Genomic DNA, 24,565 nt, shown 5'->3' with positions numbered 1-24,565 from the left:
GCGATGGCAGAGGATGTAGTGATCGATCAGGAGGGATGGAGCTCCGCCAAAGATGCTGCGGCTAAGCTCAAGGAATCATTGGATAATACGTATGCCAAGAGCGAGGAACTGCTGGCGCTGGTGCAGGGTTCGAACTGGAAGGGAAAATCACGTGACAGTTTCCTGGCCTATTTGGAGCTGCTCATCCAATATCATGCGGATTTGAAGGATGCAGCCAACCTGCAGAAGAAAGCGCTGGATAATCTGGAAGATTATAAGGCTGACTTTTCCAATCATAAATCGGTCAGGGAAGTGAAAAGTCTATGAGCCAGCAGGAAAATGACAGTTTTCATGTGACGGAATTATATTTGCTTGCCGCGGCTTTTGACGCAGAAGCCTTATTCGGTTTGCCTGATAAGAAAATCTATCAGCTTCAAGGAGAAGAGCCTTGGTCCAAAGCGCATGAACAGCTCATCCAAAAAGGAATCTTCACAGAGGAAGGCAAGCTGACAAAAGATGGTGCCGTCATCATCAAAACCTTGTATCAATACTTTTTCAGTCAGAAGTATGTACGAATCAATAATTTGATGTTTGCCTTCCGGGAAAAAGAAGCGGATGAGGTAATCATTCTGGCGGAGACGGAAGAAGGGACTTCCTATAGACTATATGTCATGGCAAAACCGCTCGTGCTGAAGCTTCTCGGTGAGAGGATGCCTCTTATGAATCGGGAGCCGCTTGAAGGAGAAAAGAACTTCCTGCAAAGAGAGCTGCTGCCTGAAGAGAAGGAAGCAGTCAATCAATTGAAAGCAGGCAGTGACATGGTCAATATCGAGCTGTTCCATCCGCGGGTGAAACCGCAGATCGCCCGTAATCCAAACTATTATCAGCAATGGCTTGTACTCACTTATGCTGGCAAACTGATCATGATTGATACGTATCAGAAGCAATACTACCAAGCGAGCCAATATTGGTTCTTGAAGCTTTTATTCGATGCTCTCGACTTTCCGTATCGACAGAAGGAGGTAAGGTGATTGCATACTTCACAAGGCAGTTCCGCAAGCAGTATCATGATCGATCCGACGGAGATCACAAACATATACAAGACGCTGCTTGCCATCATGACGGAATTGGAATCGAATGCTCTCCCGGCTATCGAAAAAATCAAAGATACGAATTTCTACAAAGCGGGGAAAGCCATGGAAGCCATGGAAGCCTATCCGGACGCCAATGAGAAATTCATGGAATTACAGGATCACTATGCTCGTATTTCCACATTGGTTATCCATACACTCGAGAAGATGATTGAAACCGACGAAGCAATCGCGGCAAAAATCATCGAAGCATTGGAGGTATAGCGATTGGATGTAAATTATCGAAGTAAGCAATGGGAGAATACGAGAGAAAGTATCCGAAGCTTCATTGAATTGGGTGCCTGGGGAAAAGGCGGCATCGATACGATGAAGGATGTCACCAAGAATTTGGAGAAGGCCAGTGACGCTGTAGATAAGTATGACCCCGATGGTGTCGTTTCCTTCTCGTATACAAGCGACAAAGATAAGTACCAGCGGCTCTATGAGGACTATCTTGTGCTGGAGAAATTCAGCGCAGACGTTGGGACCATCGTCGAAGACACGATCGATCAGCCTTTTTATGAAGATATCGATGAATTTGTCCAAACGGTCCGGGATGCCTCCATTTCCAACTATACAACCAAAAATCACATCGGCGCGGTCGAGGTGAAAAGCATGCCATATGGATATGGGGCATATTCGACTTATGAAACGGAGAAAACGGAAATCTCCATCGATGATATTCTTAGCGGAGATAATTATTACGCCGATCAGATCAAAGCTGAATTTGAAAAGTGGAAGGTCGAAAATCCAGATGAGGATATCAGCGAAGAAGACTATCGGACAGCTGCGGTCAACACGCGGGCATTCGAATATGAATCGATTGAAGACGACCAGTTCACGAAGGAATTCTGGATTAATATGGCCGCTCTCGTCGTCACTGTCGCTGTCACCGTAGTATGTCCTCCAGCCGGTGCCGTATTGGGAGCTGCCTATGCCAGTGTGGAATTGGGCAGTGCCATCTCCGGAAAGGACTGGGCATCCGGCCGGGAGCTTGACACATCTGAACGAGTGACACGCGGTATACTGGCACCATTGGATATCATCCCGGTGAACCGGGCAGTGACAAGCTTCAGCGGAAGCGCCCGAACAGGCAGTAAACTGCTGGGCAAAGCCGACGCTATAACACTGAATACAGGCAATCCAGGCACCCAAGGAATGAAAAACCTTGCAGATGATTTAAAACAGTTGAAAACTTCTTCAGAGACGAATAAGCTGGATGTAAGAGTGAAAAGTGATAACGTTGAAGAAACCGGTAAAGTCATTGAATTCCCTATCCAGGATACAACCAAGGTAGATACATCCGCTTCAAAAAACATCGGAGCTTCAGGAAATAATGTAGTAAATCTACAGGAAGTAGCGGAACAAAAAGCAAAAGAACGTATCCGCAATAGCCAATTGGCAGCCCGGGAGCAAGACAAAGTCCTGGAACTGCAAAAGGCAGCCGGAGCAGAGAATCTATCATTCAGCCACGGTAATATCGCCGGCAGCGTAAGTCCCATCATGATGAGAAATAGCGTAACAACCGTCAACAGCGTAGGGCCAGTGAAAGGATCTGCGGATGCAGGGCAGGTAAGCGGTGGCAATGTAGGGAGAGTGCATCCTGGAGGGACGAAGACTTCTGGGGTGGATGGAAGTGCTGTTAAGGGTACGGGTAATGTAAGAGGTTTAGATGATGTACCTAGAATAAAAGAAATTGAAGTTAATTTTAAAAGAAATGTTAAACATGATTCCGAAGAGTTTGCAAGACAATTGAAAGATCAAGAAAAAGGTATGAATGAACTTACAGTTGATGAGTATCTGAAAAATAGAGACAGATATATTGCTGAAGGTAGAGCAATAGAAGGAAATGCAGCTCAAAAAATGGCTAGACAAGAAGCACTTAAAGATAAAATTGCTGAACTGCGAAAACAAGGACTTTCCAGAGCAGAGGCGACAAAGCAAGCTTCAGAATGGCTGGAAACAAAAGCAGCACTTCATAATCCAGATCAAATAGCTGGAGGAAGAACAGACATTATTGGAGGTATGGGGGATAAAAGAGTAAATTCCTCGATAGGTTCACAATGGAAATATAGAATTGATGTTGTTGATGAGCAAATTAGGGAAATGGCGAAGAATATGTCATCTGAGCAGCTAAAGAATACTTATTTAAATGTGAAATTAACTCAATAATTAAAGGAGGGTATGTTAATTGGAAACTATATTTAGCGATTTTATAAAACATGAAACAGTTGATGATGATATTATTTTAAAATATAAGGATAAACTACCTGAAGAATTAATAGAAACATGGAAAAAATATGGTTTTGGTACTTTCGTAAATGACTTTTTAAAAGTTATTAATCCAGACGATTATTTAGATATTTTAGAGAGAAGTTATCTAAGGTATGAGCAGGCCATTCCTATTTTTACAACCGCAATGGGTGATATTATAGTATGGGAAAAAGATAAGTATGTAAATTTATTAAACTTTAGGAAAGGATATGTTAATGTTGTTTCATCCGGATTTGATTTCTTTTTTGATGACTTAAAAGATAATGATTTTATGAACGATGAATTAATGTGGCAGCCTTATCCTGAAGCGATTAGTAAATACAGTGCCCCTAACTATGATGAGTGTTTTGGATACACCCCTCTATTAGGTTTAGGTGGCGCGGAAAAAGTTGAGAACCTAAAGAAAGTAAAATTGAAGGAACATATTCTTATTATTACTGAATTTATGGGACCAGTGCAGTAATGTTCAAGACTATGTTAACTAAAAGCACTTGATTGCCTTATTAGGCAACAAGTGCTTTTATTTTTTGTTAGAAATTTAAACTTTGTATGACATTGATGATGCTTAATTGAAATTCATAACTCATAAAGATTGTACCATCATGAAGCATTGTTTTAACACTTTGAGGAACGGAATAAGAACGAGAAATAGGCGAGATGACATTTCACATGGCAGAGATAGTTATGATATGGAATTGCTGACAAACTAATAACGAGATTGACAAAGCTCGTGGCGATAAACAATAAGGTAACATGAAAGAGAGTTCTTATATTGCTTGTGCTTATAAATTTTGGGTTGTATTTTTCCTAGAGACGGTCTTATAATACTCGCTATTCGCTAAAAAGCGTTACGAAAATTAAAATTTATGTAACGGGAGGGTGAAAACTTGAACGTTATTGGGTATATACGAGTTTGAACACAAGGACAAGCAAAAGATGGATATAGCCTTGAAATATCAAGAAGATGAAATTAAAACGTACTGTAAGAAACAAGGCTGGAACTTGATACACATTCAATGGCTAAATGGAGTTATTAGACCAATATCAACGGCTTGTAATTGCCCTTAAATTAACGAAGAGAAGAAACAAGAAGCAAAGGAAGGTGGCTATGCAGGAGGAAGGGCACCTTTTGGTTACACGAAGCAAAAGGGTAATAAAGAATTAAAAATACATAACCAACATGCAGAAGTAGTGAAACGTTTATTTCAACTGAAGCAAGATAATAGAGATTGGTCACTTTCTAGGTTAGCAGAAGCCTTAAGTGAGGAAGGTTATCGAACCACGTATGGCAAACTATAAGAGTTTTAAGAAAAAAGATTTTATTTTGCGGGAATGCTCTAGACAAATAAAGTACCTTCAAGATTGAAAAAGAACCATTTTTACTGAAATAAGATCTGGAGGTGTTTTTTCTATGGGGATAAGAGTGAGTTATCCGTTAGAAATGAAACAGAAAAGGGTTGAGACGCATTAATGGCATTGTTCTAAAATGAGGAAGGTTATCTGGCAACATGAGTGAAAGATTTACGAAAATAACCATATGAAAAGCACCCCCAATTTTAGCTAAAGTCTGATAGGGGTGCAGTTTCATACATGCTCCTTTCACAATGGATTAATCAATTCCTCCCTATTATTCCTCGGTGAATTCACCAGCGTTGATACTGGATATGCTGTCAATTCCTCTGTATAAGGCTCCAGCAATGACTGCAATTTGTCTGGGTCATGTTCATGCCGGTCAAGCCACATGCCTTGAGCGTTGGCTGGCAGGATGACTGGCATGCGGTGATGGATCTGCTGCATGAAGCTATTGGCTTTGGTTGTGATGATGGTGCAGGTGAAGACATTGCTGCCATCCTCATCCTGCCATTTTTCCCAAAGGCCGGCGAATGCAAAGGGAGTTTTGTCTTTACGCTGGATGCGCATGGGCTGTTTTTTGCCGTCTTCGGTTTTCCATTCATAGAAGCTGTCAGCTGGTATTAGACAACGCTGGTGCTGGAAGGCTTTTTTGAAGCTGCGTTTTTCCAACAGTGTTTCGGCTCTGGCGTTGATCATTTTGCTGCCGATTTTCTTGTCGGGTGCCCATGGCGGAATCAGTCCCCAGCGCAGGCTTCCCAGCCGTCGATTCTTTCCGTCGTGGATGATGGCGGCAATCTGCTGGGTAGGTGCGATATTATAGCTGGGCTCTAGCGCTTCCATTTCAGAGACTGCGTCATATGTACGCAGGAGCTCTTCCCAGGGAGTGAGCAAGGTGAATCTGCCGCACATGGTCATCTCTCCTTTTTTTCATCCAGTATAACCCTTCTGCTTGTTACTGAAACGATCCAGAAACAACGATACAGAGAAGGAGGGCTCCCAACATGACGATGGCAAATGCCCAATCGGTCCAGCGTACGTGATAGGAGCGGTAAAATGTACGGTCCCTCTCGCCTGTGAAACCTTTGGATTCCATGGCAACGGCTGTACGCTCGGCTTTGCGGATGGCGCTGGCCAGCAGCGGGAGGGTGTATTGTTTGTACCTGGTAAAACGGCTGGTCTTGGTTCTGGCGCCTCGGATGAGATGGGCTGAACGGATTGTCGATAGCTCATCCTTTAATAATGGCAGGAAGCGATAGCCGGCCAGAATACCGTACGCAAGCTTGGGTGAAACACGACATTGCTGGATCAGGCTCAAGATGAATGCCACTTTGTCTGTAGTCAGGACGAAAAGCAGGGACAGCGTGGCATAGCTGAATACGCGGATGGCCAATGCGAGTGCATCCTGTACCGTTTCCTTCGGCAAATCCCAGAACAGGAACTGCTGGGTGATGGCTGGATTTTCTGGTGTCTTTGCAAACAGCAGTGTGGAAACCAGCATGCCAAGCGCGAATAATGTGAAGGGGAGCAGATAAAGAAGATATTTCTTTATCTGTACCCTCCCGAACAGCAATGTAACAGCGATTGTCCAGCCAATATACAGAAGGAGTGCGATCGGATCAAAAAGGAAAGCGATGATGATCGCTGCAAGCGTCACGGTTCCAGCTTTGACGCTTGGGTTGATGTTATGCATAAAGGCTCGCCTCCTGTTTGCGCTTTCGATAAGCTTCTCTGGCAGGGAGGGAGAGTCCATAGTCGGTCAGATTGGCCGTGGACCAAATGGTCCCTGGCTTGTCATCCTGTACGATGCTGCCTTGCTCGACAATCAAAACGCGTGTGGCATAACGATCGACCAGCTCCATATCGTGTGTAATCATGACAATGGTGCAGCCGCGCTGGTGATGTTTGCAGATCAGATCCATCAGCACGTCGGTCGTATGGCTGTCCTGGCCGAATGTAGGTTCATCAAGGACAAGCAGCTGTGGTTCCTGGACAAGCATCGTCGCCACGCTGAGCCGTCTTTTTTGCCCCTGGCTCAAGGCGAAAGGATGCCTGTCAGCTTGTGCAGCTAATTGAATTTCCTCCAGGATATCCTGGATTCTTCCCTCGTTTATCTCCTGGCCAAAGGCAATTTCTCCCCAGACAGAGTCGGTGAGGAACTGGTGCTCTGGATTTTGGAACACATAGCCTATTTGCCGGTAAAGCTCATCCGTTTTCCAGCGGCTGAGTCTTTTGCCGAGAAATTCGACTGTTCCGTCATTGGGTTTGAGCAGACCGGTCAGCAGTTTGGAAAGAAGCGTCTTGCCGCTGCCGTTTTTTCCTGTGATTGCCAGGAATTCACCCTGCTGGATGTCGAGGGACGGGATGTTCAGCAAGACTTTTTCTTGATGTTGAAAAACAGCATTTTCCATACGGATGAGTTTATCCCTGGATTGTATTGTTTCCGCTGCTGATGCCTGGAACTGCAAACCATCGGGAAGCAGGTTGATCGTAAGCGGCCAAGGCTTCGGAAGCTGTGCTTGCTTGGCGAGGCGAACAGCTTCGGGCAGCCAAATGCCGCGCCGCCCCAGTTCCTCATCATAAAGATTGATGGCATCATCCAGTGCACCATCGAAGAATAGGGTGCCGTCACGATCTAATAATAAAGCACGATTGACGATCGGCAGCCAGTAATCGATATTATGTTCGATGATCAGGAGCGTGATATCCTGTTGTTCCTGTAAACGGCGGATAGTTTGCACAAGATCTTTACTCGCAGCCGGATCCAGATTGGCCGTCGGCTCATCGAGAATGAGCAATTTAGGCTGGAGCGCCAGCACTGCTGCCAATGCCACCTTTTGTTTCTGTCCGCCGGAAAGGGTATGAATCCGGTCCTTTCGCCTGTGCTGTAAACCGACAAGATGGAGGACACGATCAATTTCTGCATCCATCATTCCTGCAGGCAGCTTCTTATTTTCCAGCCCGAAGGCAATTTCATCCTCCACCGTCAGCATGCAAAATTGAGTTTCGGGATCTTGGAATACAGTCCCGACCTCCAAATTGATTTTCCCGCTTTTGTAATCCTCGATATTCGTACCGGCAAAGAAGATGTCACCGCTCATTTCCCCGTCGAGCTCTTTCGGATATAAACCATTCAGGCAATAGGTGAGTGTGCTTTTCCCGGAACCGCTTGGTCCAAGAAGGAGCATGCTGTCACCTTCCAGCATCCTAAAGCTCAACTTGGATAAAGTGGGGCTGCTTTCTTCCGCGAAGGCAACGGTCAGCTGGTCGACTTCCAGAATCGGCTTTTTCATCCTGCTTTTCGCTGGCGATGCATTTTGCCGAGCGGGAAGCTCGTCAACGTTCCTGTTTTAGCCAGCGCCTCACTGATAGCTTTACCGATCAGGCCGCTAATGACAGCGCCGCTGATGATCCGTACTATCAACATAAGCGCAACATAGGAAGGATCAAGCGCGGCAAAGCCTCCGCGGAAGTATCCCCAGATGAAGCTTGTGATGGCGGCGCCCACGCCGGCACCCATCAATACGAACACATGATAAGAACGATAGCGTGTCATGGCAAATACAGCTTCTGAACCAAGTCCCTGCACGATAGCCGTAAGGATGACGATTGGACCGGCACTGCTGCCGATCAGCACCTCGACGATGCCGGCAATCGTTTCCGAAACAAGGGCGACACCAGGTTTTTGGATGATATAGGCAGCCACGATGGAGACAAGGAACCAGACTCCAAAGATGATATCGGTCCCGATCGGTCCGACAAGCCCCATCATCACCACGTTGACAGGCAGGAATAATAGATACACAATACCGAATACGACAGCAAGCGCAGCCATGACGACAATATCCTTCATCCGCCAGCTTTTCATTTGATCACATCCTTGGCAGAAGGACTGTTAGCTGACATGGTGACCGTCATGACGGTATGGGAAGATCCGGAGCTCTCCGTTTCGGTGAATACATGCTCCAATCCTTCAAAAACATCAACGGCATTGCCATCAAGCCGGGTGGAATAATGAGACTTGGATACAGCGATACCGTGAGAGCGCATATTCTCGATCTGGCTGTAGATGGTGTCCATATAATTGCCGCCGCCTAATGGATAGAGCGAGAATTTGGATGCGGTATCCAGCTTCATGCCTCCCGTGGTCGGAAGGTTGAGCTTGACCTCGTCTTCGGCCATATAGACATCTCCTGCAGAATCACCAGGACAGCCGATCGAGTAAGTGCCATTGAACACGACATGCTCACCGTCTTTGGCTGCTGCCAAAAATATAGCAGAGGTGACATCGAATACATGCGGAATCCTTCCGCGCACAAGCGTTGTCACATCATCCGTCTCGATCCATACTTTTGAGGTATCGACGGCTTCCAATGCCTCCAAAATGATTTCCTTGAATCTGTCCGCCATCGGGTAAACCGAAAAGCTGCAGCCTGCGATTCTGCTTGTTCCGCATTGATTTTGCATTTCCATAAAGAATCCTCCTGATTTTTTGCAAATAAAAAAGCGACGGCACCATAGGGCGCAGTCGCAGAATATACACAAAAGAATAGGACCATTCTGGCTGCACTTCCCCACGCTGGTATTATCCAGATCGAGTTCAAAGGGTCAGAATCACATGATTCCTCTCAGCCGTTGCCAGCTCCCCCAGTGCGTCGCTCGTTATGCAATTGATAGGTTAATAGTAAAAAAAGAAAAACGATTTGTAAAGGGTTTCTTGTTGGACCATCTGATTTTTTGTTGTGCATCAGTCGATGATGATAATCTTGACAAGCTATTTCTTTTTGATCGTTATTGTCCAAGCGGCCTCACCCAATTGCTCATATGCAGTTACTTCATGACCTGCTTCGGCAGCCCATCTGGGAATGGATTCGGTTCCCTGGGTGCAATCGAATTGCACCTCCAGCTCATCGCCGGAATGCAGGTCTTTTATGGCTTCCTTTGCTTCCACTAATGGGAAGGGGCAGACCATTCCCATTACTTCCAATGTTTTCTTCATTTGAATACACTCCTTTATGCTGGTATTGCATGTGTTGATTGTCTGGTTTTCTTACGCGGCCGTACATAGACAAAGTAAGAAGCTGTCCATGTTCCTAAAATCATGAATGCCAACGAAATCCATCCTTGCCACGTCATCATGGCAGTCATCACAAGACCGTTGCCGATCGAACAGCCGCCCGCTAAGGCTGCACCGAAGCCCATCATGATTCCGCCGCTGAAGCTTTGGATGGTTGTTTTCACATCAGGCAGCCTGAACCGGAATTCACCGCTCATTTTTGCTGCGAACAAAGATCCTATGAAGATGCCAAGCACAAGGAAGACACCCCAGTTGATGAAGCTCCATTCCCCTGTCACTAAAAATTGAAGGATATTTGCAGAAGGCGTCGTGATGCCCAAACCTGAGATGCGTCCGGCAGCAACACTCAATGGCCAAGCCAGGATAGCAATGAGCCCGATGAGAATTGCCGTTATGAAAGGATGCCAGCGCTTCTCGAATAGAATATGTGCCAGACCAGTTCTTTTTGGCTTCAAACCAGGAATCTTTACTTGTGGTTTGCGCAGCGTACGATAAACGATCAACCCGACTATCACAGTGAATAAGCCGATCAATATCCAATTGTTCACCCCGAAAGTTGCGGCGATGGAGTTATTCTCCAGCTGTACTTCTTTTACCGTTGTGTCCAAGGGCAGCAATGCACCAGACTTCATCATGGCAGCTGTAAGCATATAACCTGCCAGTGCAATCCAGCTGCCGATCAGACCTTCCCCGGCACGATACCAAGTGCCTGTTGCACAGCCGCCAGCAAAAACAATACCGATACCAAAGATGAAAGAACCGATGATTACCGCAATGATGGGCAGTGTACCTGCACTGAATTCAAAAACTCCCAAACTGATCAATGTATAAACGCCGATACTTTGAATGGCAATTGCAATCAGCAGGGCATAAAACATCCGGTTATCTTTCGCTAAATACATATCGCGAAAGCCGCCTGTCAAACAAAAACGGCCCCGCTGCATGACAAAGCCAAGCAGGGCTCCGCATAACAAGCCTGTTAAGATCATTTGGATCATCGAAACACCCCTTCTTAACCCGAGTATTCTTATAAGTTTTTATGATAATGCTTCCCTCCCTCAGAATCAACCCCTAATTTTGGTTTATTCTGAATTTGACGAGTGATGGTTATTTTTGCTAAGTGAAAATTGTGATAAAGTTGGTCAAAAGGGGGTAGTTGGGGTGAAGCGATTCATTTTGCTGTTCTTGCTGTTGGTTTTGTTCGGATGCGCAAGAGAGCTGGAACCGAGTCGATATGGAAATGGCATAAGCGGAACGAATCCGTCCATATCACTTGAGATAAAAGACAGCACCATTGCTGCTCCTATTGAAATACCTTACGTAGTTATGAATGAAAGTGATTTAACCTTGGCGGAGGGACGGGATTTTGTGATAGAAAAATATGATGACGCACAACAAAAATGGTTTCAAGTTCCTTTTAAAAGGGATAGTGCAGTCCAATCGGATGGCTGGATCATTGAGCCCGGTACCAATAGCGAAGGATCCATTGAAACGGACCTCCTTGATCACAGATTCACCGAGGGTGATTACCGGCTGATAAAGGAGCTTTCATCAGATGGGAAGGGAATAGTTGTATATGATGAATTCACCGTCGGGAATTAAGTTACCGAACAAGGAAGGATCAGCATATTTCGTGGGATGATAAGACAGCCATCCAAGAAGCTCTGGAAGGCAGTTTCATGATGATTATGCCACCATGAGGAGGGAATGGATCGTGCATCGGTTCATGCGGAGGGAAAACAATGTGTATGAACTGCATCCTGAAGCAGTGCGGCCAATCATTTTCTAATGCACGAAAAGATCTTCTTGCAGCTTGGCTGAGATCCTCTTTTTCATCATATCGACATTATTTAGCAGTGCGGTGTCATACTAAACATCAGAAGACAGCTTTCCAACAAAGAATATCCTTTCCGGCTATGTAAATGGCTGCTGAGAAGAAGGTGGGCAAACGTGAACAAAGCGAATAAGGCATCCATTGAGTCAGCTACATCAATGGATTTGCATTCCATACAAACATTATTTGATGAAAGCAATGCGGAACTCCAAAAAAGCGGGATATTTCAATGGGATGAAAACTATCCCAACCTGACTTACTTTAAAGAAAAAATTGAAGCCAAGGAATTATATGTACTGAAAAGAGAGGAACGAGTCCTGGGAGCGGTTGTATTGAATGAATGGGAATCCCCGGAATGGGAGAGAGTGGATTGGCGCAGCAAAAAAGGCAGCAATTTAATTCTCCACACTTTTTGTATACATCCTGAGGCACAAGGGAAAGGATATGGAGGAAAAATACTGCAATTCGCCGAGGAAACGGCATTGAAACAAGGGTATGCCGGTATTCGCTTGGACACCTTTTCCAAGAACCGAAATGCATTGGGTTTTTACGAGAAAAAAGGCTATGTAAAAGTTGGGAAGATTATATTCGAATCCAAGCCGGTGAATAATCAGTTGTATTTCTGTTTTGACAAGATATTTGCCGACTAAGATTTACTGTAAGACGGATTATTTGATGACTGAATTGTATCTAGGATAAAATAAATAGGCTTATCAAGGATATATGGGAAAGAGGGACGGATATGAATTTGTCAGGAAATACAGTATTGATCACGGGCGGAGCCTCCGGGATCGGTTTTGCTTTTGCGGAAAGGTTCATCAAAGCTGGCAGCAAGGTGATCGTTTGCGGACGCCGGGAAGCAAAACTCCAGGAAGCAAAGGAAAAGTATCCGGATCTTATCACACGCGTGGCGGATGTTTCATCGGAAACAGATCGCATCGAGCTGTTCGATTGGGTGACAGAAAACCATCCAGAGGTGAATGTACTTGTAAATAATGCGGGAATCCAGCAGCGCTATAATATTCTGACAGCCGATGCGAAGGATAACTGGAGTTATTTCAATCAAGAAATAACAGCGAATATCGAGGCGCCGATGCATCTTGCCATGCTGTTTGCGCCATATTTCGCAAAGAAAGATGCTGCAGCTATCATTAATGTCACTTCCGGCTTAGGATTTACGCCAATGGCGATCGCACCGATTTATTCGGCTACCAAAGCAGCAATGCACTCCTTTACGGTCAGCATCAGACACCAGCTCTCCGACACTTCTGTCCAAGTAATCGAGGTGGCGCCTCCAGCAGTGAATACGGATCTGGGCGGCGCAGGGCTGCACACATTCGGAACCCCGGTGGATGAGTTTGCCGATGCGATATTTGAACAAATGGAAGCAGGCAGCTTGGAAATGGGCTACGCCCGATCCGAAAAAGCCAGGAAAATGACCAGGGAAGAAATCGATGAAGCTGTCGCTGGTATGTACGAGAATATGAAGGGCTCGATTCAATAAAGCGAAAGAAGGACCCTATGGTGAACAGTCATGTTCACCATAGGGTCCTTTTATCATGCAGCCATCAATCAAAGCAATAATGGATTTTCTGGTATGGTTTACGGAATTCAATGACCTCTTTCCGGATTTTTTCCGGTGTTTTTTTATCCTCCAATACAGCTAAAATGAAATCTGCGATTGTGTCCATATCTTTTTCTTTCATCCCTAATCTGGTCACTTCAGTCGTCCCGATGCGCAAACCGCTTGGATAATCCCAATCCTCAGGCCGGTCAGTCGGAATGAGGTTTTTATTTGTAATGATATTCGCTTGTCCGAGTTTTTTGGCGATGTCCAGTCCGTTTCCAAAAGCACGGACATCGGCAATGACCTGATGTGTGCGGGTGAAGCCTTTATGGGCTCCGAGCATCGTCAGCCCTCGTTCCTGGAGGGCAGTCCCCAAGGCTTGTGCATTTTTGACAATTTGTGCCATATATTCTTCGCCAAAAGCAAGGAATTCTGCTGCCGCTGCGGCTAATGCAGCCACTCGATTCACTTGATGTGTTGCAGCCAAAGCCGGGAAGATGGCATCTGTTACCGATTTATTGATTTCTGGATCATTCCATACGATGATGCCGCTTTGCGGTCCGCTGAATGTTTTACCGGCAGAGCCAGTCATGATCACAGCACCTTCCCGAAGTGGATCCTGGAATTGTCCGCCGCCGATCAGGCCGAGCTGATGCGCACCATCAAAGAATATTTTTCCGCCCCATTCTGCCACGATGGCGGACATTTCTTTCAAAGGGAAGGGAAATAATGTCATGGATGCTCCGAGTGCCACGAGTTTGGGTTTGATTTCACGTGCTTTTGCTTTGAAAGCATCCAAATCAACTGTCAATTCTGCGGGATCCATCGGAACATCATGAATATTCAAGCCGCGTATACCCGCAGGACCGTCGTTACGATTGCTGGAGTGACCGCCTGTTGGCTGCGGGATCGTCATGATGTCATCACCAGGCTTGGTCAATGCTGTGTAAACTGTCAGGTTGCCAAGCATACTTGCGACAAGTCGGTGATCTGCATAATTTGATTTGAAAACTTTTTTCAGCAATTCCACACAGAGCGATTCAATTTCGTCGATATGAGTGGTTCCGGCAAACCAGCGCTGGGTGGGGCCGATATGGCCCTCAGCAGCTCGGGTGCCAGCTTCTGATGCCAGAAGGTTTCTGACTGTGGGGCTTGTCGGTGCCTCGGGAGCAAGAAGGTTAAGACATTCCTCTCCGCGCCAGATGGCATTTCGCTGTACTGCATGGATGACTTCCTGCTGCATGAGACGGGGAGAGGCGCAATTGTTGAGTATATCACGTGCCCTTTGCAGAACGGATGGATCATGTACCTCATGCTGCTGAACCTGTTCACTGATCGTAACCATGAAATAACCCCTTTCTTTAAAACCTAAAACCAATATATCAATTTGGTGGTTTTGTGTCATCATAGCATGGAATAAGCTGCCGTACTATTAGTTTGTAAGAAAAATTACCAATTAAATGCAAAAAAGCTGCTTTGAAGAAAGCAGCTTTAACTGGAGGTGTCGCTGGTAAGCTGACTGGATAAACTCAGCCAGTTTTGTTTCAGTAATCCTGGAAGATCGCTTTTATCCTTTTCGATCGACTGGATGATAGCATGATGCTGTTTTACCGAATTCATGCCATCGAATGCATTGAACTTCAAAAGTTCCAGCCGCCTGATCTTAGGCATCAGCCGCTCCAGCGCTACCATAATCTCTGGATTACGGGATGCTCTGAGAATCACTTCATGGAATCGATCGTCCAGCTGGATCGCCTCCAATCGCTTTTCTTCTTTAATGGCAGATTCAAAATCGGCATTTATTTTCCGCATATGTACAGCATGTTCCTCCGTCAAATGGGGAACTGCCAGGCGGGCTGCCAGCTCGTGGAGGGAGGCCACGACGGTGAAAGCATCCTTGGCTTGCCGTTTGTCTACCAGGCTGACCTTTGTTTCAGAACCAGGGGAAGAAATGATTAAACCTTCATCCTCCAATCGTTTGAATGCTTCTCTGACAGGGGTTCTGCTGACACCGAATTCTTCTGCCAATAGCTTGTCATTCACGCGCTCACCAGGCTCCAGTTCCAAATTGATGATTGCGTTTCTTAATTGCTGATACACTTGATCACGTAAAGATATGCGAGGGATTTGATTTATACTTTTCATAAAATCAATATATCACATTTGAGAGCGATGAACAGAGTGGCGTTTTGTCCTCGTCCATATAAAATTCGATTCAGCCGGCAAGGACGTAAGAACTTCCCTGCTTTCATTTGACTTATTATGCTTCAGCCATTTTACGAATACATTATTTGATATATGTGAAACATTTCTGTCTTCTATACCGTATAAGCGGTATGACTTCAAAAGGAGGAACAGGATGATTTTTCTTATTGCATTAGCCAGTCTTACGGGCTTTATCCTGATCGCTTTAGCGGATTTGGCAGCTGGAGGGGGAAGGGCAAAGCTTAAGCAATACTTAGCTGCAGGCATTGCAGCTTACCTTGTACTGCTCATCACTATCTATTTCGTTTTACCAGCATTCATCATTCAAAATATCCTATGGCTGAACGCAATCGGTATATTTTTCGCTGCGTTTGGGCTCCTGGCCGGCAAACAAGCCGAAAAGAAAAAGAGGAATGCAGGCATTTCGCTTGCGGGCGTACTATTAGCGTTGCTTGTTATCGGGGCGGTCGTTTGTGTGATTGCCAATTTTGCTGTGTATCAGTCGACATATGATCATGTCGTCAAATCGAGTGAGGAAGAAGCCAAGCCGCTGGATGAGGACAAGACACCCATCGCAATTGCGCCCAGCTCGGTCCGGAACAAGATGAATAAGAAAATGAGTGTCGTGCCGGATACCCAGCTTTATCATCTCGGCAGCCTTCAGACGCAGACGGTGGGCGGAACGAATGAATATATCGCTCCAGTTGAATTCGATGGGTTCTTTAAATGGCTGAAAGGCGGGGAAACAACGGGGTACTTTGTCATTGATGCGACCGATCTCGGCGCGCAGCCAGAGTTTGTCGAAGATGAATTATCCTATGTGCCGTCGGCCTATTTTCATAAGGATCTGAAGCGTATCATCTATTCTCGTTATCCTGCCTATATCCAGGAAGGAGAGGCACGGCTGGAGGTCGATGAAGAAGGAAAGGCATGGTACGTCCAGACTGTTTACCAGCCGAAATTATTCACTCGAAAGGCGAATGGTGACGATATCCAGGTCGTCGTGGTCAATCCGTATAATGGAGAGTCTGATATATATGACGCCGACCAGGCTCCTGATTTCATCGAGAACACGATTTCACCAGAAATGGCAAGCAAGCTGAACACATATTACGGAGAGTACAGCGGCGGATTCTGGAATCGTCATTTCGGGAAAGCAGGTGTGAAAATACCGAATGATAATGGCACGGAGCACGGTGTCACAGCTGTTTTTGCCGAGGACGGCAGTATCCAGTACTTCACTGACTTCAAATCACCGAAGGAGAATATCGACTCTGCGCTTGGTTATTCGATGGTCGATGGCCGTACCGGGGAAGTGACATTCTACGGCGGGGAGAAGAACAATGGCATCATGGACTCTTCGGGAGCTGTCGAAGTCGTCGAAAAAGAATATCCCGAAAAGAAATGGGAAGGGAAGATGCCTGTTCTGTACAATATCGATGGCAATCCGACCTGGGTGATCAGTGTGCTCGATTCCAATGGGATCTTCAAGCAGTATGCGTATGTGCGCGCGAATGATTCCGACTATGTCGTCTTCGGCGATGATGCAAAAAGCACATTGGAAGCGTATCGGCTGCAGCTCGCAGCAGATATAAGTACTGCCGAATCGACTGGGGATGCACCGATGCAGCAAGTGAGCGGGGTAGTGAATCGAATTTATATTTCCGGAAATGATGCCGGGGCGAAAACGGTCCAGTTCCTGCTGAAAGATCAGGATGTCATCTACAGTATCAACTCAACCGATGCACCGTACGCAATCTTCCTGAAGGAAGGCGACAAAGTAAGCTTTGAAGCTGCGGTGCAAGACGGGGCAAAAGCAGCCACAATCGAACAAATATCCATTGAGGGATTGGATTGAATGATAGAAGCCAGCTTTCATCACGAAAGCTGGCTTTGTTCAAAGAAAAGGGGTGCTGGTATGAGTAAAGAAACAGAAACTCCGGAAATATGGAGAGAAAGATTGAGGCAAGAAGAAGTGAAACAGAATCCAGCTGGCAATGTGAGCGATGCATTCAATAAGAATGAAAATGGCAATCTCGCTGATTTGGTCGGCGGCTTGAGCTGGAAAGTGACAGGAATCATCCTGATTGTATTGATGGTTTTTACGGCGGCATTATTCCTGAAAACTTGAAATATATCTAATTGATGCTGGAAAAGAAGCTGCTTTAAAAAGAGGCTGGCCACATTTCTTCCAGATTGAGCTGATACTTAATGCCGTCGCGCTATAAGAAATGATGCATGATTCATTCACGGCGGATGGTTGCATGATCATCATGATATTGCTGGATGTAAGCATGCAGTTCTTGCTCTTCATAGATATGATGTCTTTTAAGGTGCTGGATCATATAAGCCAGGACCACTGCTCTTTTTTCTGCTATGCTGGCAATTGTGTCAGCTTACCGTCCGAGATGAAAAAGTTTTTGACTGGCTCCAGCTTTTCTTCTGTATTGATCTGGTAGCTTGGATGGATTCTTTCCTTCCCGAGATGGAGGATGCTGGCTGCAAGTTTTTCCAGACGCTGTTCGTCCAAGTGAAAATAGATAGTATTGCCATCCCTGTGCTGAAAGACAATGCCATCCTCCCGCAGCTTTGTCATGTGCTGCGTTATAGTGGGGGTTTTTAAGCCAGGCTTATGTGCGATTGCCTGCCCATGAAGCGGGCCTCGCTTCAATAAGGCAATGATTCGCATTCGTGTGGCATCACCTACAGCTTTATGGAATCGGACTAATTTATCGAGCTGCATCTTTTCATCTCCTTTTTGGTTCAATTACTATCTAATTAGATTGACGTCAAATATATTTTGGTTTCGTTCGTTCCGGTCTTGGGTATAAAAAAGAAAAAAGGAAAGAGGCGGAAACTGTGCGGGCGATGCTCATCATCAATCCTTCCTCGGGGAAGGAAAAGGCAATGCAGTACGAGGAACAAGCAGTGGCGTTACTTGGAAAGCGGCATGAGCAAGTGGTGATAAAGTACACGGAAAAAGAAGGAGATGCGACCGAATTCGCTGCAGCTGCTTGTGATGGTACATATCAGACACTGCTGGCAATGGGCGGTGATGGGACAATCAATGAATGCATCAATGGCTTGGCTGAAAAAAGTCAAAAGCCCGACTTTGCTTTTGTTCCGCTTGGCACTGTGAATGATTTTGCCCGTGCCTTGAACATTCCTCGTAAGCCTGAACAGGCACTGGCTTTACTGGAGGAGTATCATACGAAAGCAGTCGATGTTGGCAAATTGGGAAATAGATATTTTATGAACGTACTTGCTGTGGGGGTGATTGCGGAAGCTGTGTATGATGTCACACCAGAAGAGAAAAGCAAGTATGGTCATTTTGCGTATTTGATGGAGGGGGCCAAGGCGTTCCGTGATAAAACTCCTTTTGGTATTCGAATCCATTCTGATGAAAAAGAAGTCTATGGCGGCAAAGCTTATATGCTGCTGGTTGCGCTGACTAATTCCGTCGCAGGTCTCGAGAAGTTTGCGGATCTGGCGGAAGTGGATGACCATCTATTCCATGTCTTCATTCTGGAGGAGTTATCCATTCCGAAGGCGGTCAAGCTGATACCTGACATCATTAAAGGGAATCTGGCATCCAATGAGCAAGTGGCTTATTTTCAATTAAGTAACATCAGCGTCGCTTCCGATACAGAGCTTGTCGTCAATATCGATGGAGATGAAGGGGAGCCGCTGCCTTTTACAGCCGAAGTCTTGCCGGGGGAAATAAATGTCATCGTACCAAAGGAGGTATGAAAAAACCTCACCTTGTCAAGGTGAGGTTGTCGTAGTTGAGCTTGAAGCATCGAGGGCAGGGAGCTCCAGCTGGTCACGCAATTCCTGTGTGGCATTGGCCAATGACGTTGGATCGGGAAGGAAAGCATAGGCATTATAGCCGGGGACGATTCCGTTGCCGCCTTGCCCTTCCAATTTCAGGCTTTCGATCGTCAAATCATTGTTTACGCCATAGGAAATGAAACTCTTCATCTCATCGAATGTCATATTCGTCGTCATGTTATTGCCGACAGCGTCGAGAAGGCTTGAATATTTAAGGACAGAGCTCATATCCGTCGCTTTATCCATCATCGCTTCGATGATCTGCTGCTGACGATCATTGCGGGCAAAGTCACTATCCTGTTTTCTTGTCCGGGCCAGGGCCAGGGCTTCTTCCCCGTTCAATGTCTGGACACCGGGCTGTAAGTGGATGGCGCCTTTTTCATCCTTGGAGTTCATTTCCTTCAATTCATATGGCACATCGACTGTGATACCGCCCAAAGCTTCGACTACGCTGATGAAAGCCTCGAAATTCACATCGATATAATAATCAACCGGCACTTGAAGGAGTTCTTCCACTGCTTCGGCAGTGGCAGTAGGGCCGCCATTGTATGAACCGTTGATTTTTGTATTGCGTTCCAAATAAGGTACATAGGTGTACGTGTCACGCGGGATGCTCAGCATCTTGATGCTTTTATCATCTTTATTGAAAGTGGCAAGAATCATCGTATCGGATCGTTTGCCGATATTATCCTGTTCCCGTTTGGCACTGGAATCGGATCCGATGAAGAGGACACTGACGCTATCTTTTGCAGGATCTACTGCACTGTCACGCAGCGTGGATTTTTCCCGGCCATCGTCCACGAAGGAATCATCGGCCAAATTCCCGGCTTTTACATAAAGATAACCAGCATATGCTGCCGGAATGAGAATCAAAAGTAAAACAATCAGAAATATATTGCGGATGATGCGCTTCTTGCGGGATTTCTTCCGCTTTTTCCGTGAGCGGCGCATCTCCTGTCTTTCATCATTTGGCATGTATGTGTTTCTCCTTTAATCTGCTAATCTGGAATTTTGTCAAAATATGTTTGGATATCCCCGAATCCTACTATACCATATCATTCGCCAACTGGGGTATCATTCTATATGATGGAGAAAAGAACCAAAAAGAAGCAGGTGATACGAGTGAAGCTGCAAAGCATCGAGGCCGCAGAAGAATTCATCAATGGCAATGGACTTGCAGTCTTGTTCATCTCCTCGCCGGGGTGCAGTGTTTGTGAAGCATTGCTGCCTCGTATGGAGGAAATGCTGCAAAAGTATCCAAATGTACAGCTTGGATATATCGATGCTGGCGAGGTGCAGGAAGTGACAGGCAGATTCCTGGCATTCGGCGCCCCGACTATTTTGGTATTCGACGAGGGGAAGGAACAGATCAGGGAAGGCAGATTTATCCGGATGGAGGATTTCGAAGCAAAGCTGGAGAAGCTCATTTCATTTCTCTGACAAATTATTAAGACTTTGTAAAGAAACATACTTTCTGCAACGAACATGATATGATTTTCGTAAATGGACTAGTTCCTTTCAGGGAGGTAAATCTATGTTCAAAAAATTCATCCGTAAAATAACAGAATCCGGCGGCAGCAGCCATCGCCGTGGCAGAAGATATGACTCCAGCGGCTATCGAGGCCGCCGTTATGATTCCAGCGGCCATCGCGGCAGAAGGCATTATGGCTCGAGCGGCAGCAGTGGATATGGCCGTAATCGCTATGGCGGCAGCAGCCGTTACAAGCGCCGGGGATACGGAAGCAGCAGTTAATCTGCTGCTTCTTTTGCTTTTTCCAGCGCATCGATTGCTTCCGAGGTGGAACGAAATGGTTCCCGGATGCCCAGTAACCTTTCAAGAACATGTCTGCATGCATTTGATAAAGTAAGCTCTTCCGTCCATGGAAGGGCTTTTTGATTGGTTTTCTCAAAGGTTGTGTATAGAAGATAAAGCAGAATATCCCCTAAATCGAACAGATCCTGCTCCAGACGATTTTGTTCAGCCGGGGTCCTTGGGCCGCAGAACTGTCTGGCCAGCCCAAAGTCGATCAGCGAGGCATGTCCATGTGCCAGCATGACATTCGGGATACGGATGTCACCGTGGTAAATGCGGCGATCATGCAAATAGGCAGCAATGTTTGCTATATCGATGGTCAGCTCAAGTGCCTCTTTTTCACGGTATTGTTTTTTTGTATCGAATATGTGCTGTTCCAGATTCTCGCCAGCAACGAAATCCATGACGAAAAAGTAGCCGTCATCCGTGTGGAAAAAGGAGGAAGAGGCTGGAATGGAAGGGTGATCCAATTCTTTTAGCAATTCGTATTCCTGCTGGAACATGCGGAAGTATTTCTTTCGTTTCTGTCGGCTGCGGCGAAGCTGTTTCACGGTACATGTTTGCTGCTGCACGATATCTTCGCAAAGATAAGTCGTTCCATAGCTGCCGGAGCCGAGTTTGCGGATGACGCGGTATCTTTCGGCAATGGAAGCTCCTTGAGGATATGTTTTATCGACAAGATAGCGGTGCAGCAGGCGAAAAGGTCTGAAAGCGTGATAGAACATGTAAAAACCCCGTTCTTTTTTATTTTCAGTATATAAGCTTGTCTGCGTGTTGCAAAGTCTGTTGTCAGAATATATAATAATATTAAAGTGATATCACTTTAATATAAAAATGTAGGAGTGACATGTATGAAAGAAAAACAAGCAGCTGCCTTGAATGGGTTCCTGGGTGTATTGATCATCCTCATATGTGCTGGTGCAGGTGTATTCAGTTTGGTGCAGCAGGCGATCATCCCGGCTATCCTGTTGTTCATGGTTGCCGTACTGCTGGTAACCGGCGTCGTCATTGTACCCCCTAATCAAGCCTACGTCGTGACATTCTTCGGGAAGTATGTCGGTACAATCCGAGCCAATGGTTTGTTCCTGACTATTCCTCTTACAACCAGACAGCGGATCACATTGCGTATCCGCAATTTCAATTCCAAGACACTTAAAGTGAATGACGTAGAAGGTAATCCGATTGAAATCGCTGCAGTGATTGTGTATCGTGTAATTGATACAGCGAAAGCGGCATTCAACGTGGATGATTACGAAGAATTCGTTGCTATCCAAAGCGAGACTGCCGTCCGGCATATCGCTTCCAACTATCCCTACGATAATTTCACTGGAACGGGCATCTCCCTGCGCGAGAATGGGGATGAAATCACTGGTAAGCTGCAAGCGGAACTGGAAGCACGCCTGAATGAAGCGGGAGTGGAAGTGATGGAAGCACGATTCACTCATTTGGCATATTCAACCGAAATTGCCCAGGCAATGCTGCAGCGCCAGCAGGCTGCTGCGATTATCGCAGCCCGTAAGATGATTGTCCAAGGGGCGGTCGGTATGTCGATGGATGCTGTTGAAGCTTTGAATGATGGTGAACTGGAGCTGGATCCGGAGCGTAAGGCGCAGATGGTGAACAATTTGATGGTGGCCATTGTTTCCGACCGCGGGACACAGCCCGTCGTAAACAATGGATCACTGTATTAAAGCAGGGGTGTTATGGCGAAGAAAAAGAGTTTTCCGTTGCGTATCAACCAGGAAATCTATGATATGGTACAGAAATGGGCAGACGATGACTTTCGCAGTGTGAATGCTCAGATTGAATATTTGCTTCGCGAACAGCTGAAGCAAGCTGGCAGACTGAAGCCGGAAAAAGAAAAATAGAGCAGGAGGCATCATGCTTCCTGCTCTTTCTTTTTTTATGCCATGCTGTTGGCGGGGAGATGCATTGTGAGTTCATGCAGCCCAGACAGCTTTTGAAGATCGAAGTTCCCACCGCTGATGACGATACCGCAATGCTTGGACTGTATACGCTGATGATGGCGCATCAAGGCTGCAAAGGCAGCAGCGCCGGCTCCTTCTGCAAGTGTTTTGTGCCGCTCGAGCAGCTGCAGGATGGCAGCTGCGATATCATGCTCCGAAACAGTGACGACATCATCCACATATTGTTGGATCAATGGCATCGTTACCTTGCCCGGCTCCTTGACGGCAATGCCCTCCGCGATGGTCGTGCAAGTTAAGGATGGTATCAGATGTTTGTGGAATGCATGATAAGTTGCACAGGCTGCCTCCGTCTGCACACCGATTATCCGGATGGAAGGCTTGATTTGCTTGGCGGCAAAAGCGATACCGCTGATGAGCCCGCCGCCTCCGATCGGAACGATGATGCAGTCGAGATTTGGCTGATCTGCCAGCATTTCCACTGCGATTGTACCCTGTCCGGCGATGATATCCACATCATCGAAAGGATGGATGAAGGTGGCTCCTGTTTGCTCCTGCTCTTTTTGGGCGGCGAGTAGCGCTTCCTGGAAGGTTTCGCCTGCCAGCTCGACTTTTGCACCATAGTTCCTTGTTGCTTCCACCTTCGGCTTCGGTGTATGGATCGGCATATAGATTTTAGCTGTGATGCCGCGTTTTGCAGCTGCTAAAGCAACGCCTTGCGCATGGTTGCCTGCAGAAGCCGCGATGACACCTCGTTTAGCGTCATTTTCCTTCATACTGCCGATCTTGAAGCAGGCACCTCGAACTTTGAATGCGCCTGATTTCTGTTCGTTCTCCATCTTCATATAAATGTTCCTGTCCAAGAGCCTGTCAAGCGTCGTGGAGGTCCTGATCGGTGTATGATGTACCAAATCCTTCAAAAAGTCTGCAGCTGCTTGTATTTTTTTCTGACTTAAGCAATCCCCAAAGCCTTCACGCTCCTTCAATTATGTGTCTGTTCAAATTGTGCTATCTGATCGGCATAGGTCAAGGTGATGCCGATCTCGTCCAGTCCATTCAATAGCATATGCTTATTATATGCAGGAATGTCAAAGACTGCCTGGAACCCCAGCCCATCATAGACTTTCTGTTTTTCTAAATCTATCGTGAGGATAAATTTATCCTGTTCTGCCTGTTTGAGCAGGTAGTTTACTTTTTCCTCGGATAGTTTGATGGCCAGTATGCCATTCTTGGTCGTATTATTATAAAAGATATCTGCAAAGCTAGGTGCGATGATCACTTTAAAACCATAATCCAATAGCGCCCAAGGAGCATGTTCGCGGGAAGATCCGCAGCCGAAATTATCACCGGCAATCAAAACGGACGCTCCTTTGTATTTCGGATGATTCAATGTAAAGTCCTGCCGTGGCTGGCCTTTCTCATCAAATCGCCAATTATAGAAAAGAAATTGTCCGAAACCAGATCTCTCTATCCGTTTCAGGAATTGCTTCGGTATGATTTGGTCCGTGTCGACATTGCGCTTTGGAAGCGGGTAGACAAGTCCATTATGTGTATGGATCGGTTCCATTTTCCATCCCTCC

General features: G+C 46.1%; 30 protein-coding genes, 1 pseudogene and 1 riboswitch. Of the genes and pseudogenes, 16 read left to right on the top strand and 15 right to left on the bottom strand.

Annotated features, from left to right (window positions below; all coding sequences use genetic code 11):
- The first annotated feature begins 3 nt into the window (after nt 1–3).
- Genes MHI54_RS02050 through MHI54_RS02030 form a run of 5 tightly spaced genes read left to right on the top strand, consistent with a single transcriptional unit; the run spans nt 4 to nt 3,846 of the window.
- The gene (locus tag MHI54_RS02050; RefSeq protein ID WP_095214514.1) at nt 4–306 is read left to right on the top strand and encodes a hypothetical protein; all 303 of its coding nucleotides are present in this window, start codon (nt 4–6) and stop codon (nt 304–306) included.
- Nucleotides 303–1,010: a DUF5081 family protein gene (locus tag MHI54_RS02045; RefSeq protein ID WP_095214515.1), complete on the top strand. Its 708-nt coding sequence runs from the start codon at nt 303–305 to the stop codon at nt 1,008–1,010. The genes MHI54_RS02050 and MHI54_RS02045 overlap by 4 nt, the downstream gene beginning before the upstream one ends.
- Complete coding sequence (locus tag MHI54_RS02040) at nt 1,011–1,334, top strand: hypothetical protein (RefSeq protein ID WP_095214516.1); 324 nt, start codon at nt 1,011–1,013, stop codon at nt 1,332–1,334.
- 3 nt (nt 1,335–1,337) lie between these two features.
- Nucleotides 1,338–3,281: a polymorphic toxin type 15 domain-containing protein gene (locus tag MHI54_RS02035; protein WP_233134788.1), complete on the top strand. Its 1,944-nt coding sequence runs from the start codon at nt 1,338–1,340 to the stop codon at nt 3,279–3,281.
- A gap of 19 nt (nt 3,282–3,300) precedes the next feature.
- Entirely contained in the window at nt 3,301–3,846 is a 546-nt protein-coding gene (locus MHI54_RS02030) for a T6SS immunity protein Tdi1 domain-containing protein (RefSeq protein ID WP_095214517.1), read from the top strand.
- Nucleotides 3,847–4,982: 1,136 nt separating this feature from the next.
- On the opposite strand, the gene MHI54_RS02025 is transcribed toward MHI54_RS02030, so the two are convergent.
- From MHI54_RS02025 to MHI54_RS01995, 7 genes are all read right to left on the bottom strand, one after another.
- Nucleotides 4,983–5,645 carry an SOS response-associated peptidase gene (locus MHI54_RS02025; RefSeq protein WP_095214518.1) on the bottom strand — a complete coding sequence of 221 codons (663 nt, stop codon included), beginning with the start codon at nt 5,643–5,645 and terminating at the stop codon, nt 4,983–4,985.
- A 43-nt stretch (nt 5,646–5,688) separates the two neighbouring features.
- On the bottom strand, nt 5,689–6,426 hold the full coding sequence (locus tag MHI54_RS02020; protein WP_095214519.1) for an energy-coupling factor transporter transmembrane component T: 738 nt from the start codon (nt 6,424–6,426) through the stop codon (nt 5,689–5,691).
- Nucleotides 6,419–8,026 (bottom strand): ABC transporter ATP-binding protein, encoded by a 1,608-nt coding sequence (locus tag MHI54_RS02015; protein WP_095214520.1) that lies wholly within the window; start codon nt 8,024–8,026, stop codon nt 6,419–6,421. The genes MHI54_RS02020 and MHI54_RS02015 overlap by 8 nt, the downstream gene beginning before the upstream one ends.
- The gene (locus MHI54_RS02010) at nt 8,023–8,601 is read right to left on the bottom strand and encodes an ECF transporter S component (protein ID WP_095214521.1); all 579 of its coding nucleotides are present in this window, start codon (nt 8,599–8,601) and stop codon (nt 8,023–8,025) included. Before MHI54_RS02010 ends, MHI54_RS02015 begins: the two co-directional genes overlap by 4 nt.
- Nucleotides 8,598–9,200 carry a YkoF family thiamine/hydroxymethylpyrimidine-binding protein gene (locus MHI54_RS02005; protein WP_095214802.1) on the bottom strand — a complete coding sequence of 201 codons (603 nt, stop codon included), beginning with the start codon at nt 9,198–9,200 and terminating at the stop codon, nt 8,598–8,600. Before MHI54_RS02005 ends, MHI54_RS02010 begins: the two co-directional genes overlap by 4 nt.
- A gap of 87 nt (nt 9,201–9,287) precedes the next feature.
- Nucleotides 9,288–9,392: riboswitch (TPP riboswitch) on the bottom strand.
- Nucleotides 9,393–9,507: 115 nt separating this feature from the next.
- On the bottom strand, nt 9,508–9,732 hold the full coding sequence (locus MHI54_RS02000) for a sulfurtransferase TusA family protein (protein WP_095214522.1): 225 nt from the start codon (nt 9,730–9,732) through the stop codon (nt 9,508–9,510).
- 14 nt (nt 9,733–9,746) lie between these two features.
- Nucleotides 9,747–10,808 carry a YeeE/YedE family protein gene (locus MHI54_RS01995; protein ID WP_158221455.1) on the bottom strand — a complete coding sequence of 354 codons (1,062 nt, stop codon included), beginning with the start codon at nt 10,806–10,808 and terminating at the stop codon, nt 9,747–9,749.
- Between the two features lie 163 nt (nt 10,809–10,971).
- Here MHI54_RS01995 and MHI54_RS01990 point away from each other — a divergent pair, with 163 nt between their 5' ends.
- The 4 genes and pseudogenes from MHI54_RS01990 (at nt 10,972) to MHI54_RS01975 (ending at nt 13,148) form a co-directional block, all read left to right on the top strand.
- Nucleotides 10,972–11,412 carry an immunoglobulin-like domain-containing protein gene (locus tag MHI54_RS01990; RefSeq protein ID WP_095214523.1) on the top strand — a complete coding sequence of 147 codons (441 nt, stop codon included), beginning with the start codon at nt 10,972–10,974 and terminating at the stop codon, nt 11,410–11,412.
- Nucleotides 11,413–11,491: 79 nt separating this feature from the next.
- A pseudogene (locus MHI54_RS01985) lies at nt 11,492–11,599 on the top strand (DUF2087 domain-containing protein); the annotation flags it as partial.
- A 161-nt stretch (nt 11,600–11,760) separates the two neighbouring features.
- Nucleotides 11,761–12,294: a GNAT family N-acetyltransferase gene (locus MHI54_RS01980; RefSeq protein ID WP_095214524.1), complete on the top strand. Its 534-nt coding sequence runs from the start codon at nt 11,761–11,763 to the stop codon at nt 12,292–12,294.
- Between the two features lie 92 nt (nt 12,295–12,386).
- A complete protein-coding gene (locus MHI54_RS01975; protein ID WP_340082201.1) occupies nt 12,387–13,148 on the top strand; it encodes an SDR family NAD(P)-dependent oxidoreductase in 762 nt (253 codons plus the stop codon).
- Between the two features lie 64 nt (nt 13,149–13,212).
- Here MHI54_RS01975 and MHI54_RS01970 read toward each other — a convergent pair whose 3' ends face one another.
- Nucleotides 13,213–14,556: a serine hydroxymethyltransferase gene (locus tag MHI54_RS01970; RefSeq protein WP_095214526.1), complete on the bottom strand. Its 1,344-nt coding sequence runs from the start codon at nt 14,554–14,556 to the stop codon at nt 13,213–13,215.
- A gap of 146 nt (nt 14,557–14,702) precedes the next feature.
- Nucleotides 14,703–15,356 (bottom strand): GntR family transcriptional regulator, encoded by a 654-nt coding sequence (locus MHI54_RS01965; protein WP_095214527.1) that lies wholly within the window; start codon nt 15,354–15,356, stop codon nt 14,703–14,705.
- 214 nt (nt 15,357–15,570) lie between these two features.
- Here MHI54_RS01965 and MHI54_RS01960 point away from each other — a divergent pair, with 214 nt between their 5' ends.
- Nucleotides 15,571–17,274 (top strand): DNA-binding protein, encoded by a 1,704-nt coding sequence (locus MHI54_RS01960; protein WP_095214528.1) that lies wholly within the window; start codon nt 15,571–15,573, stop codon nt 17,272–17,274.
- A 60-nt stretch (nt 17,275–17,334) separates the two neighbouring features.
- Nucleotides 17,335–17,547 carry a DUF6366 family protein gene (locus tag MHI54_RS01955; protein ID WP_340082200.1) on the top strand — a complete coding sequence of 71 codons (213 nt, stop codon included), beginning with the start codon at nt 17,335–17,337 and terminating at the stop codon, nt 17,545–17,547.
- Between the two features lie 112 nt (nt 17,548–17,659).
- Here the strand turns inward: MHI54_RS01955 and MHI54_RS01950 are convergent, their stop codons facing one another.
- Both MHI54_RS01950 and MHI54_RS01945 read right to left on the bottom strand, forming a co-directional pair.
- Nucleotides 17,660–17,761 (bottom strand): DUF2087 domain-containing protein, encoded by a 102-nt coding sequence (locus tag MHI54_RS01950; protein WP_340082909.1) that lies wholly within the window; start codon nt 17,759–17,761, stop codon nt 17,660–17,662.
- Between the two features lie 29 nt (nt 17,762–17,790).
- On the bottom strand, nt 17,791–18,159 hold the full coding sequence (locus MHI54_RS01945; RefSeq protein WP_340082199.1) for a metalloregulator ArsR/SmtB family transcription factor: 369 nt from the start codon (nt 18,157–18,159) through the stop codon (nt 17,791–17,793).
- A gap of 125 nt (nt 18,160–18,284) precedes the next feature.
- Between MHI54_RS01945 and MHI54_RS01940 the strand changes: the two genes are divergently transcribed.
- Nucleotides 18,285–19,166, top strand: a complete 882-nt coding sequence (locus MHI54_RS01940) for a diacylglycerol kinase family protein (RefSeq protein WP_095214805.1) — start codon at nt 18,285–18,287, stop codon at nt 19,164–19,166.
- A gap of 15 nt (nt 19,167–19,181) precedes the next feature.
- Here the strand turns inward: MHI54_RS01940 and MHI54_RS01935 are convergent, their stop codons facing one another.
- Nucleotides 19,182–20,222, bottom strand: coding sequence for an LCP family protein (locus MHI54_RS01935; RefSeq protein WP_340082198.1), 1,041 nt, complete (start codon nt 20,220–20,222; stop codon nt 19,182–19,184).
- A gap of 108 nt (nt 20,223–20,330) precedes the next feature.
- Here MHI54_RS01935 and MHI54_RS01930 point away from each other — a divergent pair, with 108 nt between their 5' ends.
- Nucleotides 20,331–20,687, top strand: coding sequence for a thioredoxin family protein (locus MHI54_RS01930; protein WP_340082197.1), 357 nt, complete (start codon nt 20,331–20,333; stop codon nt 20,685–20,687).
- 94 nt (nt 20,688–20,781) lie between these two features.
- A complete protein-coding gene (locus MHI54_RS01925; protein ID WP_340082196.1) occupies nt 20,782–21,000 on the top strand; it encodes a hypothetical protein in 219 nt (72 codons plus the stop codon).
- Here MHI54_RS01925 and MHI54_RS01920 read toward each other — a convergent pair.
- The gene (locus MHI54_RS01920) at nt 20,997–21,785 is read right to left on the bottom strand and encodes a protein kinase (RefSeq protein ID WP_340082195.1); all 789 of its coding nucleotides are present in this window, start codon (nt 21,783–21,785) and stop codon (nt 20,997–20,999) included. The genes MHI54_RS01925 and MHI54_RS01920 overlap by 4 nt on opposite strands.
- 126 nt (nt 21,786–21,911) lie before the next feature.
- Here MHI54_RS01920 and MHI54_RS01915 point away from each other — a divergent pair, with 126 nt between their 5' ends.
- A complete protein-coding gene (locus MHI54_RS01915) occupies nt 21,912–22,751 on the top strand; it encodes an SPFH domain-containing protein (RefSeq protein ID WP_340082194.1) in 840 nt (279 codons plus the stop codon).
- Nucleotides 22,752–22,763: 12 nt separating this feature from the next.
- Nucleotides 22,764–22,928, top strand: coding sequence for an Arc family DNA-binding protein (locus MHI54_RS01910; RefSeq protein WP_093726782.1), 165 nt, complete (start codon nt 22,764–22,766; stop codon nt 22,926–22,928).
- 35 nt (nt 22,929–22,963) lie between these two features.
- Here MHI54_RS01910 and ilvA read toward each other — a convergent pair whose 3' ends face one another.
- A complete protein-coding gene (gene ilvA, locus MHI54_RS01905) occupies nt 22,964–23,896 on the bottom strand; it encodes a threonine ammonia-lyase (RefSeq protein WP_340082908.1) in 933 nt (310 codons plus the stop codon).
- A gap of 71 nt (nt 23,897–23,967) precedes the next feature.
- Nucleotides 23,968–24,552 carry a 3-isopropylmalate dehydratase small subunit gene (gene leuD / locus MHI54_RS01900; RefSeq protein WP_340082193.1) on the bottom strand — a complete coding sequence of 195 codons (585 nt, stop codon included), beginning with the start codon at nt 24,550–24,552 and terminating at the stop codon, nt 23,968–23,970.
- Nucleotides 24,553–24,565: the final 13 nt, after the last annotated feature.

Source organism: Terribacillus sp. FSL K6-0262 (assembly GCF_037977385.1).
Lineage (GTDB): Bacteria > Bacillota > Bacilli > Bacillales > Amphibacillaceae > Terribacillus.
This window is presented reverse-complemented; position numbering and strand designations above follow the sequence as displayed.